The sequence below is a fragment of the Turicibacter sp. KK003 genome, from assembly GCF_037014675.1.
Lineage (GTDB): Bacteria > Bacillota_I > Bacilli_A > MOL361 > Turicibacteraceae > Turicibacter > Turicibacter faecis.
Genome location: NZ_CP142738.1, coordinates 2,357,034 through 2,374,235, shown reverse-complemented (window position 1 = coordinate 2,374,235; position 17,202 = coordinate 2,357,034). Strand labels below are relative to the sequence as shown.

The following is a 17,202-nucleotide window of genomic DNA, read 5'->3' as shown; positions in this document are numbered from 1 at the left end:
CCAACTCTGTACTTTTAGTTTACAGGATTGGTAGCTATTTTTGTATCCGTGTTATTATTACGTGCTTACGAATAATCAAAATTCTTGCTTTGAAATGGTAGAAACTACGGTATCCGAAGGCAATACGTTTAATGACTTTAATGTTATTGTTAATTCCTTCGAGTACTCCATTTGTATAAGGAGTTTCGATAGTATTTTTGACATAATCTTGATAATGAGTGAGTGTTTTTAAAGCTGTTTTCATTTCGTGTGAAAGCAGGTCAGAGGGGTGTTGAATGGCATGATGAAATATTTCAAGGTTACGAAGTTTAATAGCCTGTTGGACAGTTTGGTAGAAATCATAAGTCTCCTTTAGTTCAGGGTCTAGGGCTAATAAAAAGTCAATAATTTCTTGTTGAGAGATCATCTTTTTGAAGCAGTTGGAATAGAAGTAATGAGTGGCATTAAGATCTTCTTGGGCTTTTAAGAGAAGTCGCCAATAATATTTGAATTTATTATAAAACTCTTTATTTTGATTCATGAAACGAATGCGTGTTTTATTAAGAGCACGAGAGACTAGTTGAACGATATGAAATTTATCTAAAACAATCTTAGCCTTAGGGAATACCTCTTTAATGAGTGTCATATAAGGGGCGTACATGTCAATGACGACGTGGGTTACACCTTCACGAGCTGCTTTAGAAAATCGCATAAAATAAGTCCTTAGTGTACTTAAGCGACGGTCTTCAACGATATCAATTAGCTTTCCATTGGACGCATCACAAAAAATGAAGGACATTGCTCCCTCGGCCGATTTAACCGACTTAAACTCGTCAAAACAAAGAACTTTTGGGAGAGAATTAAAGGGAAGCGGCTGTTCTTCATAGGAAGAATGAATGACGCGGTTAACGGTTGAATGAGAAACGTTAAGCTCACGTGCAATATCTGTTTCGGATTTCTTATGACTAGCTTCTAAAAAGATGGCTTGTTTTACGGGAGTGGAAATAAAACAATTAGGGTTAACAAGAGATGTTTCTAGGGTAAATGTTCGGTCGCAATGACGGCATTTATAACGTTGTTTTTTTAAGTCTAGATAAGCATCAAATCCGGAAATTTTGACTAGCTTAATACGTGAAGTTTTGAAGCCGTGTTTAATGATATTTGAGTCAAAAGAATGACCACAGTGGTAGCAACGAGTCGGTTGAAAAGAAAGAGTTCCCAAAATAAGTTTAGAACGAACATTCTTAATCTGAGTTTCTTGGATACAATTTTTTGAAAAAGTAATATTTTTATCTTTTAAATCAAGTAAAGTTGAGATACAATTAGTGTGAGACATAAACCCAATCCTTTCGTGTTTTTTTGGTCGATTACATTGTATAGAATTTGGGACGTTATGTCTCTTTTTTTGTACTTATTTTTTAATTCCAATAAAAGAGGTGTGGGCATCACCCACACCAAATATTATAGAACCTTTTATTTTTCGAAAAAGTTAGTATAAGAATGTGCAGGTAACTTTAACTATAAAGTTATTATCTTTTAGATTGGACCTATTCCAATGGAAGCAAGGAGTATTGAATTTATTTTGGATGCGGATACTTCATATGGAATTATGCTTTTACGGTAAATTGAGATATGATGTATCTATAAAACTACTCTTAATTACCTTATGGTTTGATGGAGATTAGTTTTTAAATTAGATTAGGTTGGGAAAAGATAAGCTAGGATTACTAATGATCGAATTATAAAATAAAAATTAGCATACTAAAGAGAAAAGATACAAAGAGAGCATTCCCATATCTATTTGCAGTTTGCTTAAATTATATTATTCATATAACATATATATTCAATAATCTAAACGTATTATATTTAGGGAATAATAAATTAATAATTTTAAAATAAAATTATTAAGGGTTGATACATAAAAAAATATATAAATTGGAGACTATGAGTAGCAGGGGCGCGTTGAATAACTTATTTAATACTAATAGATAGATTTATTAGATTTTTAGTAGCGTTCATTAATATTAAGAAAGATTAGTTGTAAAATAAAAACTGTTTCTTATACGAAGGTCATATTAGAGGAACTTTCTAAAAATGGTTGATAATGATATCTTTGTATTGTTGTATTCCCATCTCCCTGATGCAAAAAAATAAAGTGTATCATAGAAGAGCGCTAAAATTTTTAATAGTTGGATAGAATCTTTATAAGTAATTTAGACAATGAATAATTAGAATAAAGTATTACATAGATAAAGTGATTTTTTAAAAAATACACCAAACTCTGATTCAAAATACAATATTTACTTGTCATAAATATTTGATTATGGGTTAAAGATATGTTAAATTTATAAATGTAAATTAGTCCGAAAACAGTGAAGAGATAAGTTGATAGTCAATTATACATTAATAAACAAAAAAATATAAAAAACATTTGCTTTCTTTATTTTTTTCATGTATAATAGATATGTTGACTTAAGCGTTGAGATGAAAGGTTGCTGACACACCCGGCCGATTTGCCATGGCATTGTGACAGGTAATTTTCATGGAGCTAGTCTATTCCTAAAATAGGCGAAGGGAGGAAATAAAATGGCAAAACAAAAAATCAGAATTCGTTTAAAAGCTTATGATCACAGAATTTTAGATCAATCTGCAGAAAAAATCGTAGAAAGTGCTAAAAAAACAGGTGCTAAAGTAGCTGGACCAATCCCACTACCAACTGAAAAGCAAGTTTACACGATTTTACGTGCGGTACATAAATATAAAGATTCTCGTGAGCAATTTGAAATGCGCACTCACAAACGTCTGATTGACATTGTTGAACCAACTGCTCAAACAGTGGATTCATTAATGCGTTTAGATTTACCATCTGGTGTAGACATTGAAATTAAATTATAATATATGAAAAATAGGAGGTGTAACTCATGGCCAAAGGAATCTTAGGTAGAAAAATTGGTATGACTCAAATTTTCACTGAAGAAGGAAAATTAATTCCGGTAACAGTTGTGCAAGCAACACCTAATGTTGTTTTACAAGTTAAAACAAATGAAACTGACGGATATGAAGCTGTTCAGGTTGGTTTTGAAGATAAACGCGAAAAATTAGCAAATAAACCAGAAATGGGACATGTTGCTAAAGCTGAAACAGCGCCTAAGCGCTTCGTTCGTGAATTCCGTAATGTAAATGTAGCGGAATATCAAGTTGGTCAAGAGATCAAAGTTGACACTTTTGCTGAAGGAGAAGTTGTTGACGTAACAGGTAAGACTAAAGGTAAAGGATTCCAAGGGGTTATTAAACGTCATGGTCAATCTCGTGGTCCAATGGCTCACGGTTCTCGTTACCATCGTCGTCCTGGTTCAATGGGATCAATTGCTGCTAACCGTGTTTTAAAAGGTAAAAAATTACCTGGACAAACTGGTGGAAACATCGTAACTGTTCAAAACTTAGAAGTAGTTAAAGTTGATACGGAACGTAACGTTTTATTAATTAAAGGAAATGTACCAGGAGCTAAAAAATCATTAGTGATGGTTCGTTCTGCTGTTAAAGCAAAATAGTTTAGTACAGTAGGAAAGGAGGATTCATAATGCCACAAGTAGCATTATATAACCAACAAGGTGCTCAAGTTGGGGAAATCACGTTAAATGAAACGATTTTCGGTATTGAGCCACATAAACAAGCAATGTTTGATGCTGTAATTATGCAACGTGCATCAATGCGTCAAGGAACGCATAAAACAAAAACACGTACTGAGGTACGCGGTGGTGGACGCAAACCTTGGAAACAAAAAGGTACTGGACGTGCTCGTCAAGGATCTATTCGTGCCCCTCAATGGCGTGGTGGAGGAATTGTATTTGGACCAGTTCCACGTAGTTACGCATACAAATTAAACAAAAAAGTTCGTCGTTTAGCATTAAAATCTGCATTATCAACAAAAGTTGTTGAAAATGAAATTGTAGTTTTAGATGCATTAGCATTCGCTGCACCAAAAACGAAAGAAATGATTTCTGTTTTAGGGTCTTTAAATATTACATCTAAAGCATTAGTTGTTACAGCTGAAGAAAATTCATCAGTTGAATTATCAACTCGTAACATTCCTGGTGTTAAATTCTTAACTGTAGATCAATTAAATGTATTAGATCTTTTAGATGCAACTAAGTTAGTTATTACTCAAGATGCAGTTAAAAAGATTGAGGAGGTGCTTGCATAATGAAAGATGCTAGAGATATTATTAAGCGCCCAATTATCACTGAAAAATCATACGATTTAATGAATGAAGGTAAGTTTACTTTCGAAGTTGATAAAAAAGCTAATAAAATTGAAGTTAAAAAAGCATGTGAAACTTTATTCAATGTAAAAGTTGAAAAAGTTAACATTATTAACGTTCGTCCTAAAAAACGTCGTGTTGGACGTTACGAAGGATTTAAACCTTCAATGAAAAAAGCTATTGTAACATTAGCTGAAGGACAAACAATTGAAAAGTTTGAAGTTTAATTAATAAGTCGCAAAAGGAGGGAACAAGATGGCTATTAAAAAGTATAAACCTACCACAAATGGTCGTCGTAATATGTCTGTTTTAACTTTTGACGAAATTACGACTAATCAACCAGAGAAATCATTATTAGCTCCTTTAAGTAAAAAAGCAGGACGCAATAATCATGGTAAAATCACAGTACGTCATCATGGTGGTGGACATAAACGTAAATACCGTATCATCGATTTCAAACGTACAAAAGACGGTATTCCAGGACGTGTTGCTACAATTGAATACGATCCAAACCGCTCAGCAAATATTGCATTAATCAATTATGTTGATGGGGAAAAACGTTACATTATTGCTCCTAAAGGATTAAAAGTAGGAATGCAAATTGAATCAGGTGCTAATGCCGATATTAAAGTTGGTAATGCGTTACCAATTATGAACATCCCTGTTGGTACATTAATTCATAACATTGAATTAAAACCAGGTAAAGGTGGACAATTAGTTCGTTCTGCAGGAACATCTGCACAAATTTTAGGACGTGAAGAACGTTATGTATTAGTTCGTTTAGCTTCTGGTGAAGTTCGTAAAGTATTAGGTACTTGCCGTGCTACAATCGGTGAAGTAGGTAATGCGGATCACGAATTAGTTAACATCGGTAAAGCAGGACGTACACGTTGGTTAGGTACTCGTCCAACTGTTCGTGGTTCTGTAATGAATCCAAATGACCATCCACATGGTGGTGGGGAAGGGCGTACGCCAATCGGACGTAAATCTCCAGTTACACCTTGGGGTAAACCAGCTTTAGGTTTAAAAACTCGCAACAAGAAAAAAGCATCAACTAAATTAATTGTTCGCGGACGCAACAAATAATAAAAATATATGCTAATCTTAAATGTTCGAAAGGAGGAAATTAAGAATGGGACGTAGTTTAAAAAAGGGACCTTTCTGTGACGATCATTTAATGAAGAAAGTCGTAGCTGCTAACGAAAGTGGCGACAAAAAAATTATTCAAACTTGGTCACGTCGTTCAACAATTTTCCCTCAATTTGTAGGGCACACAATCGCTGTATATGACGGACGTAAGCATGTTCCAGTATATGTTACTGAAGATATGGTAGGACACAAATTAGGTGAATTCGCACCAACTCGTACTTATAAAGGACATGTTAAAGAAGATAAAAAAACTAGACGTTAATATTGAGAGGAGGACATGGCTATGGAAGCTAAAGCTATGGCTAGAACAGTTCGCATTGCTCCTCGTAAAGCACGCTTAGTGATTGATTTAATTCGAGGAAAACAAGTTGGCGAAGCATATGCAATTTTAAAACATACTCCTAAAGCGGCATCTCCTATTGTAGAGAAAGTTTTAAAATCAGCTATCGCAAATGCTGAACACAATTTAAACTTAGATATTAATTCATTATATGTTAAGGAAGCATATGTGAATGAAGGTACAACATTAAAACGATTCCGTCCACGTGCACAAGGTCGTGCATCACAAATTAACAAAAGAACATCTCACATCACAATCGTGGTTGCTGAGAAAAAATAATTAAAGGAGGGATACGAAGTGGGTCAAAAAGTTAGTCCAATTGGTTTACGTGTTGGTGTAATTCGTGATTGGGATGCTCGTTGGTACGCAAACGACAAAGACTTCGCTACTTTATTACACGAAGACTTAAAAATCCGTGATTACATTAATAACAAATTCAAAAGAGCTTCGGTATCACGCGTTGAAATTGAACGTGCAAAAAACCGTGTTAATATTATTATTCATACGGCTAAACCAGGTATGGTAATTGGTCGTGGTGGATCAGAAAAAGATGCAGCTGTTGCTCAATTAGAGAAAATGACAGGTAAACGTGTTTTCATCCGTATTGTTGAAATTAAACGTCCTGAAGTTGATGCGCAATTAGTTGCAAATTCAATTGCAGAACAATTAGAAAATCGTGCTTCTTTCCGTCGTGTTCAAAAAGTTGCAATCCAACGTGCAATTAAATTCGGTGCTAAAGGGATTAAAACACAAGTATCAGGACGCTTAGGTGGAGCAGATATGGCTCGTGCTGAAGGGTATAGCGAAGGAAATGTACCTTTACATACATTACGTGCTGATATTGATTATGCAACTGCTGAAGCAGATACAACTTACGGTAAATTAGGTGTTAAAGTATGGATCTATAAAGGTGAAGTATTACCTACAAAAAATCGTCAAGTAACAAAGGAGGGTAAATAATATGTTAGTACCTAAACGTACAAAATATCGTCGCCCTCACCGCTTGTCTTATGAAGGACGTGCAAAAGGTGGAACAACTGTAGTATTTGGTGAATATGGTTTACAGGCAACAACTGGTGCATGGATCACTAACCGCCAAATCGAAGCAGCACGTATTGCTATGACTCGTTATATGAAACGTAGCGGACGTGTTTGGATTAAAATTTTCCCTCATCAAGCTAAAACTGCAAAACCTTTAGAAGTCCGCATGGGATCTGGTAAAGGGGCTCCAGACGGATGGGTTGCAGTAGTAAAACCAGGAAAAGTAATGTTTGAAATTGGTGGAGTATCTGAGGAAATCGCACGTGAAGCTTTACGTCTTGCTTCTCACAAATTACCAGTTCAAACTAAGTTTGTAAAACGTGTAGACGGTGGTGATAGTAATGAAAGCTAATGAAATCCGTAATTTAACCACTACAGAAATCGAAGCTAAAATTAACGAATTAAAAGATGAGTTATTCAACCTTCGTTTCCAATTAGCTACAGGACAATTAGAAAATACAGGTCGTATTCGTGAAGTACGTAAAGGAATTGCACGAATGAAAACGATCATTAGCGAACGCGAAAATAATAAATAATGAGCTTGAGAGGAGGTTCAGTTATGGAACGTACTAAAAAAACCTTTACTGGACGTGTAGTTTCAGATAAAACAGATAAAACAATTACAGTACTTATCGAATCTTATAAAGTACATCCTCTATACGGTAAACGAGTTAAATATTCAAAAAAATATGCAGCTCACGATGAGTTAAATGATGCAAAAGTTGGAGATTTAGTTCGCATTGAAGAATGCCGTCCTATGTCAAAAACAAAAAAATTCCGTTTAGTTGAAATTGTTGAAAAAGCAGTTATTATTTAATTTATTCTATGAAATACTGGAGTCTTGAAAGGAGGTCCAATCATGATTCAACAAGAAACACGTTTAAGAGTTGCTGATAACTCAGGAGCTAAAGAATTATTAGCAATTAAAATTTTAGGTGGTTCTCACAAAAAAACTGGAAACATCGGTGATGTTATTGTTGCTACAGTTAAGTCAGCAGCACCAGGTGGAGTTGTAAAAAAAGGTGATGTTGTTAAAGCAGTAATCGTCCGTACGAAAACTGGAGCTCGTCGTGCTGATGGATCATATATTAAATTTGATGAAAATGCAGCAGTTATTATTAAAGACGATAAATCTCCACGTGGTACTCGTATCTTCGGACCAGTAGCTCGTGAATTACGCGATAAAGATTTTATGCGTATTGTTTCATTAGCTCCAGAAGTACTTTAATTAACACTTAATCCTTAAGATTAGGAGGTGCACGATATGCAAATTAAAACTGGAGATAAAGTAGTTATCATTTCAGGTAAAGATAAAGGAAAAGAAGGGGTTGTTCTTGCAGCACACCCATCTAAAAATAAAGTTGTTGTTGAAGGTGTAAATGTTGTTAAAAAGCATGTACGTCCTTCACAAATGAATCCAGATGGTGGAATCGTTGAATTTGAGGCACCGATCCATGCATCTAACGTTATGATTGTAGATCCAAAAAGCGGAAAACCAACACGCGTAGGATATAAATTCGTTGACGGTAAAAAAGTACGCTTCGCTAAAAAATCAGGTGAAGTATTATAATAAAGTTTAACAACGAAGGGAGGTAAACCTGCATGAATCGTTTACGTCAAAAATACGAAAATGAAGTAAAAAACCAAATGGTTGAAAAATTCGGATATAAATCTGTAATGCAAATTCCTACTATTGATAAAATCGTTATCAACATGGGGATTGGAGATGCTGTTAGCAACTCTAAAGTTTTAGATGAGGCTGTAGCTGAATTAGCTTTAATTACTGGACAAAAACCAGTTATTACACGCGCTAAGAAATCTATCGCTGGTTTCCGTCTTCGTGAAGGAATGCCAATCGGATGTAAAGTTACATTACGTGGAGAGCGTATGTATGATTTCTTAGACAAGTTAGTATCAGTTTCTTTACCACGTGTACGTGATTTCCGTGGTGTTTCTAAAAAATCATTCGATGGACGTGGAAACTATACATTAGGTGTTAAAGAACAATTAATTTTCCCAGAAATCGACTTCGATAAAGTAAATAAAGTTCGAGGAATGGATATCGTTGTAGTTACAACTGCCAACACAGATGAAGAAGCTCGTGAGTTGTTAACTCAATTAGGGATGCCATTTCAAAAATAATTAATGAAAGGAGGCGTCACTCATGGCTAAAAAATCTATGATTATTAAACAACAGCGTAAACAAAAATTCGCGGTTCGTGAATATACACGTTGCGAACGTTGTGGTCGTCCACACTCTGTCTTACGCAAATTTAAATTATGCCGTATTTGCTTCCGTGAATTAGCATATAAAGGACAAATCCCAGGTGTAAAAAAAGCAAGCTGGTAATAAACTTAATTCTCTTTAAACGGGAAGGAGGAAAAATAAATGGTAATGACAGATCCTATTGCAGATATGTTAACACGTATTCGTAACGCAAACCAAATGCGTCATGAAGTGGTTGAAATGCCAGCTTCAAAGATGAAACGTGAAGTATTAGAATTATTAAAGCGTGAAGGTTTTATTCGCGATGTAGAATATATTGAAGATAACAAACAAGGTGTTTTACGTGTTGCTTTAAAATACGGTAAAAACAACGAGCGTGTTATTACAGGTTTAAAACGTATCTCTAAACCAGGGTTACGTGTTTATGTAAAAAATAACGAAGTTCCTAAAGTATTAAACGGATTAGGTATCGCTATCTTATCTACATCTAAAGGAATTATGGCTGATAAAGAAGCTCGTCAACAACAAATTGGTGGAGAAGTATTAGCTTACGTTTGGTAATAAATAAAGACAGGAGGTGTCACATAAATGTCTCGTATTGGTAATAAACCAGTAGCATTACCTTCTGGTGTTGAAGTGATTGTTGCTGAAAATAATTTAGTTACTGTGAAGGGACCTAAAGGGGAACTTTCTCGTACATTTAATTCAAATATGCAAATTACAGTTGAAGGAAACGAAGTAACTGTAGTTCGTCCAAATGACAATAAAGAAAATAAAATGTTACACGGAACAACACGTGCTTTATTAAATAACATGGTTGTTGGTGTTTCAGAAGGATTCACTCGTGAATTAGAAATTATCGGGGTTGGATATCGTGCACAAAAACAAGGAGAAAAACTTGTTTTAAATGCTGGATACTCTCATCCTGTAGAAATGGAAGCACCAGCTGGTGTAACTATTGAAGTACCTAACAATACTACTGTTGTAGTAAAAGGGATCGACAAACAAGTAGTTGGAGAATTCGCTGCTAACATTCGCGCTGTACGTGCTCCTGAACCATACAAAGGAAAAGGAATCCGTTACAAAGGTGAACATGTTCGTCGTAAAGAAGGTAAAAAAGCTAAAAAATAATTGAAAGGGGTGGCCTGAATGATTAAGAAAGTATCACGTAATGAGTTACGTAAACAAAGACATTACCGTGTACGTGCTAAAGTTACAGGAACTGCAGAGCGCCCACGCTTAAATGTTTTCCGCTCTAGCAAACACATTTATGCGCAAATAATTGATGATGTAACTGGTACTACATTAGTTAGTGCATCAACTTTAGATAAAGATTTAAACATCGCTTCTACAGGTAACGTTGAAGCAGCTAAAGCAGTAGGTGCTTCAATTGCTAAGCGCGCTTTAGAAAAAAATATTTCATCAGTTGTTTTCGACCGTGGAGGATATATCTATCACGGACGTGTTGCAGCATTAGCAGAAGCAGCTCGTGAAAATGGATTAAAATTCTAATTAAAGAAGGAGGGACAAAGATGCGTCAAATCATTGACCCTAGTAACTTAACACTTGAAGAACGTGTAGTTACTATTAATCGTGTAACGAAGGTAGTAAAAGGTGGACGTCGTTTCCGTTTTGCTGCATTAGTTGTTGTCGGTGACAAAAATGGTCACGTTGGTTTCGGTACTGGTAAAGCTCAAGAGGTACCAGAAGCAATCAAAAAGGCAGTAGAAAGTGCTAAAAAGAACTTAATTTATGTACCTACAGTTGGAACTACAATTCCACATCAAATCATTGGGGAATTCGGATCAGGTAACGTATTATTAAAACCTGCTTCTGCCGGTACAGGAGTTATCGCAGGTGGACCTGTTCGTGCGGTATTAGAATTAGCTGGTGTACAAGATATCTTATCAAAATCTTTAGGATCAAACACACCAATTAACATGGTACGTGCAACAATTAATGGTTTAGAAAATTTAAAAACAGTTGAACGTGTAGCTGAATTACGCGGGAAAACTGTTGAAGAAATCTTAGGATAAGGAGGGAACTCCAATGGCTAAAGAATTACACATTACTTTAACACGTAGTGTAATCGGTCAAAATGAATCTCAACGTGCAACAGTTAAAGCATTAGGTTTAAAAAAATTAAACCAAACAGTTGTTAAGACTGATAATGTAGCTATTCGCGGAATGATTAATAAAGTATCTCATTTATTGACTGTAGTAGAGAAATAATTAAAGAGGAGGTGGCTTTCGGTGAAATTACATGAGTTAACGTATACTGAAGGGTCTCGTAAAGATAGAAAACGTATCGGTCGTGGACACGGTTCAGGTCAAGGTAAAACTGCCGGTAAAGGACACAAAGGACAAAACGCTCGTTCAGGTGGTGGAGTTCGCTTAGGATTCGAAGGTGGACAAACTCCTTTATTCCGTCGTTTACCAAAACGCGGGTTTACTAACATTAACCGTAAAGAATACGCCATCGTTAATTTAGATCAATTAAATAGATTCGAAGAAGGTACAGTTGTTACTGCAGAACTTTTATTAGAAACTGGAGTAATTAAAAAATTACACTCAGGGCTTAAGGTTTTAGGAAACGGACAACTAGATAAGAAATTAACTGTAAAAGCAGCTAAATTCTCAAAAACAGCAGAAGAACAAATTGTGGCTCAAGGTGGATCAATCGAGGTGCTATAATGACTACTTTCAGTAAAATATGGAAGAATGATGATTTACGCAAAAGAATCTTATTTACCTTATTGATTTTTATCGTATATCGTATTGGATCTTATATTCCTGTGCCAACAATTAATACATCGGTTCTTGAGGCAACACAAACTCCGATGCTTGGATTCTTTGATACGTTAAGCGGAGGGGCTTTAAAAAGATTTTCATTGTTTGCAATGTCAATCTCCCCTTACATTACCGCATCAATTGTAATCCAGTTGCTTCAAATGGATGTAGTTCCGATTTTGTCTGAATGGGCAAAAGAGGGTGAAACAGGGAAGCGTAAATTAAATCAACTAACCCGTTATGTTACTTTAGTTCTTGCATTTGTTCAAGCCATTGCGATGTCAATTGGTTTTGACTTAGGATATGGTGGAGTATTACTTGAAAGTCATTCAATTCTTACTTATCTATATATTGCATTAACTATGACTGCGGGGACAGCTGTTATGATTTTTCTTGCTGACCAAATTACTAGTAAAGGGATTGGTAATGGTACATCAATGATTATCGTAGCTGGTATTTTATCTCGAGTTCCATATATGCTAAACGATTTATACACAAAGTACTTGGTAAATATAACAGTTTCTAACGTGTTAGCATTTATCTCGGTGCTAGCATTGTTATCTCTGACTATTATTGCTGTTATTTATTTACAGAGCGCAACTAGAAAATTACCAATTCAATATGCAAATAGACATAATTCAGCTCAGTTATCGGGACGCAAAGATTCATTTATTCCGTTGAAATTAAATTCAGCAGGAGTAATACCGGTAATCTTTGCAGCTTCACTTGTGAGCTTACCATTAACTGTGGTTAATTTCTTGCCTGAATCAGGCGTTGCGAATGTAATTAAAGCTATCTTTAATTACCAGCAACCAATTGGATTTATTTTATATATTGTACTAATTGTTGCTTTTACTTACTTTTACGCTTTCGTACAAGTAAGTCCAGAAAAAGTAGCAGAGAATTTAAAAAAGCAAGGATCATACATTCCTGGTGTAAGACCTGGTGTTGATACTGAAGAATATTTATCAAAAATTTTATCTCGTATCACTTTTATTGGAGCTATTTATTTAGTGGTTATTGCAGGATTACCAATTATTTTTGGGGCAATCACTGATTTACCAAGTAGTGTTGAAATTGGTGGTACAAGCTTATTAATTGTAGTTGGTGTTGCAATCGAAACTGCTAAGCAAATCCAAACAAAAACAATGGATCAAAAATATAAAGGATTCATCAAATAATTGAGGTGATATGATGAAAATCGTATTTATGGGGCCTCCGGGTGCTGGAAAAGGTACTCAGGCAGAAAAAATTGTTGAAAATTATCAAATTCCACATATTTCAACTGGTGATATGTTTAGGAAGGCGATAAAAGACCAAACTGAATTAGGTATGGAAGCTAAGCGTTACATGGATCAAGGTGCATTAGTACCTGACCATGTTACAATTGGTATTGTAAAGGATCGTTTGTCTGAATCAGATTGCAAGTCGGGATTCCTATTAGATGGTTTTCCGAGAACAGTAGATCAGGCAAAAGCCTTAGATGAAATACTGACTTCTCTTGATTCGAAGATTGATTATGTAATTAATATTGATGTTGATTTGGACATTCTTAAAGAGCGCTTAACAGGACGTCGTATTTGTCGTTCATGTGGGGCAACATATCACATGATCTTCAATCCACCTAAAAATGCAGATGTCTGCGATAAATGTGGTGGAGAATTATATCAACGTAAAGATGATAATGAAGAAACGGTTGGTAATCGCTTAAATGTTTATGTTAGTCAAACTAAGCCTTTATTAGATTATTACTCTTTAGCAGGAAATCTTGTTAATATTAATGGTCAACAATCAATTGATCTTGTATTTGAAGAAATCCGTGAGGTGCTTGGAGGCAATAAGTAATGATTATTTGTAAAACTCCACGCGAAATTGATATTATGCGAGAAGCCGGGCGTATTGTAGCTTTAGCTCATCAAGAGGTTCAAAAGCATATTAAACCTGGTGTAACAACTAAACAATTAGATAAAATTGTTGAGGATGTAATTCGTAGTCATGGCGCAATACCTTCTTTTAAAGGTTATCACGGGTTCCCTGCAAGTATTTGTGCATCAGTAAATGATGAATTGGTTCATGGTATTCCTGGAAACCGTATATTAAAGGACGGAGATATTATCTCTATTGATATTGGTGCCAAGTATCATGGTTATCATGGAGACTCAGCATGGACTTATCCTGTAGGAAATATTTCAACTGAGGCTCAACGCTTACTTGATGTAACAAAAAAATCATTATTTGTCGGTCTAGAATATGCTAAAGCGGGGAATCGTTTATCTGATATTTCACATGCTATACAAGAATATGTGGAATCAAATAATTTCTCGATTGTTCGCGAGTATGCTGGACATGGTGTCGGCCAAGATCTACATGAAGATCCTTCGATTCCACACTATGGACCTCCTGGACGAGGACCAAGATTAAAAAAGGGCATGACTTTAGCAATAGAGCCTATGGTTAACTACGGGGAGAGATATGTTCGTACTCTACCTGATAATTGGACTGTAGTCACTCGTGATAAGTCACTCTGTGCTCATTTTGAACATACCATTGTCGTTACAGAGAATGGATATGAAATATTAACTAAGTTATAAAGGTAAGGAGGCATAATCAATGGCTAAGCAAGACGTTATTGAAGTAGAAGCTACCGTTATCGATAATTTGCCAAACGCTATGTTTAAAGTAGAATTAGAAAATGGTCATCAATTAATTGCTCACGTTTCTGGTAAAATCCGTATGAATTTCATTCGTATTTTACCAGGTGATAAAGTAACAGTAGAATTATCTCCTTATGACTTAACACGTGGGCGCATTACATATCGTCACAAATAGACTCCGATATACTGAAAAATGAGGAGGTTTTAATTCATGAAAGTAAGACCATCTGTTAAACCTATCTGCGATAAATGTAAAGTTATTCGCCGTAAAGGAAAAGTAATGGTAATTTGTGAAAATCCAAAACATAAACAAAAACAAGGATAAGCTTTAGGAGGTGCAATGTATGGCACGTATTGCTGGTGTAGATATTCCTCGCGATAAACGCGTTGTAATTTCATTAACATATATCTATGGAATTGGTAAACCAACAGCTCAACAAATCTTAGCTGCTGCTGGTGTATCAGAAGATACACGTGTACGCGATTTAACTGAAGACGAGTTAAACCGTATCCGTGTTGAAGTAGATAAATTAAAAGTAGAAGGAGACTTACGTCGTGAAGTTTCATTAAATATTAAACGTTTAATGGAAATTGCTTCATTCCGTGGTATCCGCCATCGTAGAAGTTTACCAGTACGCGGACAAAATACTAAAAATAATGCCCGTACTCGTAAAGGTCCACGTAAAACAGTTGCTAATAAGAAAAAATAGTTAGGAGGGTCATCATATGGCACGTAAACAAGTTAGTCGTAAACGTCGTGTTAAAAAGAATATTGCTACAGGTGTAGCACATATCCACTCGACTTTCAATAATACAATTGTTACGATTACTGATCCTCATGGTAATGCAATCTCATGGTCAAGTGCAGGTGCATTAGGATTTAAAGGATCTCGTAAATCAACTCCATTCGCTGCTCAAATGGCATCAGAAGCTGCTGCAAAAGCTGCAATGGATCATGGAATGAAAAGTGTAGACGTATCTGTTAAAGGTCCTGGTCCTGGTCGTGAAGCAGCTATCCGTGCTTTACAAGCTGCAGGATTAGATGTAACAGCTATTAAAGACGTTACTCCGGTTCCTCATAACGGATGCCGTCCACCAAAACACCCACGTGGTTAATCAGGAAGTTATTTGAAAGTAGTACCCTACTATTAAGCGATCCTGAGGAGGGAAATCGATGTTAGAAATCGAAAAACCAAGAATTGAAATTGAAGAATACATCAAAGATGAATTCTATGGGAAATTTGTTATTGAGCCTCTAAAACGTGGATATGGTACTACGTTAGGGAATTCCTTACGTCGAGTATTACTATCATCACTTCCTGGAGCTGCGGTAACATCTATTTCTATAGAAGGAGTTCAACACGAATTTACCTCTATTGATGGTGTTGTTGAAGATGTAACGCAAATTATTTTAAATTTAAAAAATTTAATTTTATCTATTGATTCAGAGGAAGTTAAAGAACTTCGTATTGATGTTGCAAGAGAAGGCGCAGTAACTGCCGCTGACATTGAGTGTGACGAAGAAGTAGAAATTATTAATCCAGATTTACATATTGCTACATTATCAGCTACTGGTCGTTTAAGAATGACTATGAAAGCTCGTCGTGGAAATGGTTATGTAGGTGCGGATGATAATAAAAAACTTTTAGAAAGCACTGGTGAAATTGCAATTGATTCTATTTATACTCCAGTAACACGCGTTTCATACGATGTAGAAAAAACACGTGTAGGACAAGATGCATCATATGATAAATTAACTTTAGAGGTATGGACTAACGGTAGCGTGAATCCTCAAGAAGCAATTTCTTTGGCATCTAAAATTTTAGTTGAACACTTCAGCATTTTAGTTAATTTAAATGAAGCTGGACAACTTGCAGCATTTATTGTTGAACGAGAAGATGAAGAAAAAAATAAAGTATTAGAAATGCCAATCGAAGAGTTAGATTTATCAGTTAGATCATATAACTGTTTACGTCGTGCTGGAATCAATACGGTTGAAGAGTTAGCTCGTCATTCTGAAGAAGATATGATGAAGGTTCGTAATTTAGGTAAAAAATCATTAAAAGAAGTTAAGGACAAACTTGACGAATTAGGATTAAGCCTAGGTTGCACTAAATAAATAATGTTATAATTCCATTTTCATATGGAAGGAGGAATTTTAAGTGGCTTATAGAAAATTAGGACGTCTTAGTCATCAACGTAAAGCAATGTTACGTGATTTATCAACAGATTTAATCATTAACGAACGCATTGTTACAACTGAAGCTCGTGCAAAGGAATTACGTTCAGTAGTTGAAAAATTAATTACTTTAGGTAAACGCGGAGACTTACATGCTCGTCGTCAAGCAGCTGCATATGTACGCTCTGAAGTTGCAAACGATGAAACTGGAGCAACAGCTGTACAAAAATTATTCTCTGATATCGCACCTCGCTATGCTGAGCGTAACGGTGGATACACTCGTATTTTAAAAGTTGGACCTCGTCGTGGGGATGCAGCTGAAATGGTAGTTATCGAGTTAGTATAATTTTTAGAACCATAGAGGACTTTATCTTCTATGGTTTTTTTTATGCTATAATCCTGAAGATGAATTTGAATTGTTAGTATGAAAAAATTAAATTTAAAATCCTAGTGCTTATATCGCTAGGATTTTAAATTTAATCTTAGACATATTTTACTATATCGTTGAATTCTAATAATCAGGATATATAGTATAGAAAATGTGTTATACATTTGGTGAGATAAGCATTTGTATCCATTTAA

The 17,202-nt window shown here is 35.4% G+C and carries 31 protein-coding genes; 30 read left to right on the top strand and 1 reads right to left on the bottom strand.

Going from position 1 to position 17,202, the window contains the following annotated elements; genetic code table 11:
• Positions 1-34 precede the first annotated feature (34 nt).
• Entirely contained in the window at positions 35-1,315 is a 1,281-nt protein-coding gene (locus VXM77_RS11560) for an ISL3 family transposase (RefSeq protein WP_338506405.1), read from the bottom strand.
• Positions 1,316-2,565: 1,250 nt separating this feature from the next.
• Here VXM77_RS11560 and rpsJ point away from each other — a divergent pair.
• From rpsJ to rplQ, 30 genes are read left to right on the top strand one after another with little or no spacing between them, the layout of a single operon-like run.
• A complete protein-coding gene (gene rpsJ, locus VXM77_RS11555) occupies positions 2,566-2,874 on the top strand; it encodes a 30S ribosomal protein S10 (protein ID WP_055243029.1) in 309 nt (102 codons plus the stop codon).
• 26 nt (positions 2,875-2,900) lie between these two features.
• Positions 2,901-3,530, top strand: coding sequence for a 50S ribosomal protein L3 (gene rplC / locus VXM77_RS11550; RefSeq protein ID WP_161831758.1), 630 nt, complete (start codon positions 2,901-2,903; stop codon positions 3,528-3,530).
• A 29-nt stretch (positions 3,531-3,559) separates the two neighbouring features.
• Positions 3,560-4,183, top strand: coding sequence for a 50S ribosomal protein L4 (rplD, locus tag VXM77_RS11545; RefSeq protein WP_161831757.1), 624 nt, complete (start codon positions 3,560-3,562; stop codon positions 4,181-4,183).
• Positions 4,183-4,467, top strand: coding sequence for a 50S ribosomal protein L23 (rplW, locus tag VXM77_RS11540; RefSeq protein ID WP_161831756.1), 285 nt, complete (start codon positions 4,183-4,185; stop codon positions 4,465-4,467). The genes rplD and rplW overlap by 1 nt, the downstream gene beginning before the upstream one ends.
• Positions 4,468-4,495: 28 nt before the next feature.
• Positions 4,496-5,326, top strand: coding sequence for a 50S ribosomal protein L2 (rplB, locus tag VXM77_RS11535; RefSeq protein ID WP_161831755.1), 831 nt, complete (start codon positions 4,496-4,498; stop codon positions 5,324-5,326).
• A gap of 46 nt (positions 5,327-5,372) precedes the next feature.
• On the top strand, positions 5,373-5,651 hold the full coding sequence (gene rpsS, locus VXM77_RS11530) for a 30S ribosomal protein S19 (protein WP_161831754.1): 279 nt from the start codon (positions 5,373-5,375) through the stop codon (positions 5,649-5,651).
• Between the two features lie 21 nt (positions 5,652-5,672).
• The gene (gene rplV, locus VXM77_RS11525; protein ID WP_055243020.1) at positions 5,673-6,008 is read left to right on the top strand and encodes a 50S ribosomal protein L22; all 336 of its coding nucleotides are present in this window, start codon (positions 5,673-5,675) and stop codon (positions 6,006-6,008) included.
• Positions 6,009-6,026: 18 nt separating this feature from the next.
• Entirely contained in the window at positions 6,027-6,689 is a 663-nt protein-coding gene (gene rpsC, locus VXM77_RS11520) for a 30S ribosomal protein S3 (RefSeq protein WP_161831753.1), read from the top strand.
• A gap of 1 nt (position 6,690) precedes the next feature.
• Positions 6,691-7,122: a 50S ribosomal protein L16 gene (gene rplP / locus VXM77_RS11515; RefSeq protein ID WP_161831752.1), complete on the top strand. Its 432-nt coding sequence runs from the start codon at positions 6,691-6,693 to the stop codon at positions 7,120-7,122.
• Positions 7,112-7,306, top strand: coding sequence for a 50S ribosomal protein L29 (gene rpmC / locus VXM77_RS11510; RefSeq protein ID WP_055243015.1), 195 nt, complete (start codon positions 7,112-7,114; stop codon positions 7,304-7,306). Before rplP ends, rpmC begins: the two co-directional genes overlap by 11 nt.
• 23 nt (positions 7,307-7,329) lie before the next feature.
• Positions 7,330-7,587 (top strand): 30S ribosomal protein S17, encoded by a 258-nt coding sequence (gene rpsQ / locus VXM77_RS11505; protein WP_161831751.1) that lies wholly within the window; start codon positions 7,330-7,332, stop codon positions 7,585-7,587.
• Positions 7,588-7,629: 42 nt separating this feature from the next.
• Positions 7,630-7,998 (top strand): 50S ribosomal protein L14, encoded by a 369-nt coding sequence (gene rplN, locus VXM77_RS11500; RefSeq protein ID WP_055243011.1) that lies wholly within the window; start codon positions 7,630-7,632, stop codon positions 7,996-7,998.
• A gap of 36 nt (positions 7,999-8,034) precedes the next feature.
• Positions 8,035-8,340, top strand: a complete 306-nt coding sequence (rplX, locus tag VXM77_RS11495) for a 50S ribosomal protein L24 (RefSeq protein WP_161831750.1) — start codon at positions 8,035-8,037, stop codon at positions 8,338-8,340.
• Between the two features lie 32 nt (positions 8,341-8,372).
• Positions 8,373-8,912, top strand: a complete 540-nt coding sequence (rplE, locus tag VXM77_RS11490) for a 50S ribosomal protein L5 (protein ID WP_055243008.1) — start codon at positions 8,373-8,375, stop codon at positions 8,910-8,912.
• A 22-nt stretch (positions 8,913-8,934) separates the two neighbouring features.
• Positions 8,935-9,120 carry a type Z 30S ribosomal protein S14 gene (locus VXM77_RS11485; protein WP_055243006.1) on the top strand — a complete coding sequence of 62 codons (186 nt, stop codon included), beginning with the start codon at positions 8,935-8,937 and terminating at the stop codon, positions 9,118-9,120.
• Positions 9,121-9,159: 39 nt separating this feature from the next.
• Positions 9,160-9,558, top strand: coding sequence for a 30S ribosomal protein S8 (rpsH, locus tag VXM77_RS11480; RefSeq protein ID WP_161831749.1), 399 nt, complete (start codon positions 9,160-9,162; stop codon positions 9,556-9,558).
• Between the two features lie 27 nt (positions 9,559-9,585).
• Entirely contained in the window at positions 9,586-10,128 is a 543-nt protein-coding gene (rplF, locus tag VXM77_RS11475) for a 50S ribosomal protein L6 (RefSeq protein WP_161831748.1), read from the top strand.
• Positions 10,129-10,146: 18 nt separating this feature from the next.
• A complete protein-coding gene (gene rplR, locus VXM77_RS11470) occupies positions 10,147-10,509 on the top strand; it encodes a 50S ribosomal protein L18 (RefSeq protein WP_161831747.1) in 363 nt (120 codons plus the stop codon).
• 20 nt (positions 10,510-10,529) lie between these two features.
• Positions 10,530-11,033, top strand: a complete 504-nt coding sequence (rpsE, locus tag VXM77_RS11465) for a 30S ribosomal protein S5 (protein WP_161831746.1) — start codon at positions 10,530-10,532, stop codon at positions 11,031-11,033.
• A 13-nt stretch (positions 11,034-11,046) separates the two neighbouring features.
• Positions 11,047-11,229 carry a 50S ribosomal protein L30 gene (gene rpmD, locus VXM77_RS11460; RefSeq protein ID WP_161831745.1) on the top strand — a complete coding sequence of 61 codons (183 nt, stop codon included), beginning with the start codon at positions 11,047-11,049 and terminating at the stop codon, positions 11,227-11,229.
• A gap of 21 nt (positions 11,230-11,250) precedes the next feature.
• Entirely contained in the window at positions 11,251-11,691 is a 441-nt protein-coding gene (rplO, locus tag VXM77_RS11455) for a 50S ribosomal protein L15 (protein WP_161831744.1), read from the top strand.
• The gene (secY, locus tag VXM77_RS11450; RefSeq protein WP_161831743.1) at positions 11,691-12,968 is read left to right on the top strand and encodes a preprotein translocase subunit SecY; all 1,278 of its coding nucleotides are present in this window, start codon (positions 11,691-11,693) and stop codon (positions 12,966-12,968) included. The genes rplO and secY overlap by 1 nt, the downstream gene beginning before the upstream one ends.
• 13 nt (positions 12,969-12,981) lie before the next feature.
• On the top strand, positions 12,982-13,632 hold the full coding sequence (locus VXM77_RS11445) for an adenylate kinase (protein WP_161831742.1): 651 nt from the start codon (positions 12,982-12,984) through the stop codon (positions 13,630-13,632).
• The gene (gene map, locus VXM77_RS11440; RefSeq protein WP_161831741.1) at positions 13,632-14,378 is read left to right on the top strand and encodes a type I methionyl aminopeptidase; all 747 of its coding nucleotides are present in this window, start codon (positions 13,632-13,634) and stop codon (positions 14,376-14,378) included. The genes VXM77_RS11445 and map overlap by 1 nt, the downstream gene beginning before the upstream one ends.
• A 19-nt stretch (positions 14,379-14,397) precedes the next feature.
• Entirely contained in the window at positions 14,398-14,616 is a 219-nt protein-coding gene (infA, locus tag VXM77_RS11435; RefSeq protein ID WP_006784453.1) for a translation initiation factor IF-1, read from the top strand.
• A gap of 36 nt (positions 14,617-14,652) precedes the next feature.
• Positions 14,653-14,766 carry a 50S ribosomal protein L36 gene (gene rpmJ / locus VXM77_RS11430; RefSeq protein ID WP_006784454.1) on the top strand — a complete coding sequence of 38 codons (114 nt, stop codon included), beginning with the start codon at positions 14,653-14,655 and terminating at the stop codon, positions 14,764-14,766.
• Between the two features lie 19 nt (positions 14,767-14,785).
• Positions 14,786-15,151: a 30S ribosomal protein S13 gene (gene rpsM / locus VXM77_RS11425; RefSeq protein WP_161831740.1), complete on the top strand. Its 366-nt coding sequence runs from the start codon at positions 14,786-14,788 to the stop codon at positions 15,149-15,151.
• 16 nt (positions 15,152-15,167) lie between these two features.
• Positions 15,168-15,557: a 30S ribosomal protein S11 gene (gene rpsK / locus VXM77_RS11420; RefSeq protein WP_055242986.1), complete on the top strand. Its 390-nt coding sequence runs from the start codon at positions 15,168-15,170 to the stop codon at positions 15,555-15,557.
• Between the two features lie 58 nt (positions 15,558-15,615).
• Positions 15,616-16,560 carry a DNA-directed RNA polymerase subunit alpha gene (locus VXM77_RS11415; protein ID WP_161831739.1) on the top strand — a complete coding sequence of 315 codons (945 nt, stop codon included), beginning with the start codon at positions 15,616-15,618 and terminating at the stop codon, positions 16,558-16,560.
• Positions 16,561-16,603: 43 nt separating this feature from the next.
• Positions 16,604-16,966, top strand: a complete 363-nt coding sequence (gene rplQ, locus VXM77_RS11410; RefSeq protein ID WP_338506390.1) for a 50S ribosomal protein L17 — start codon at positions 16,604-16,606, stop codon at positions 16,964-16,966.
• Positions 16,967-17,202 lie beyond the last annotated feature (236 nt).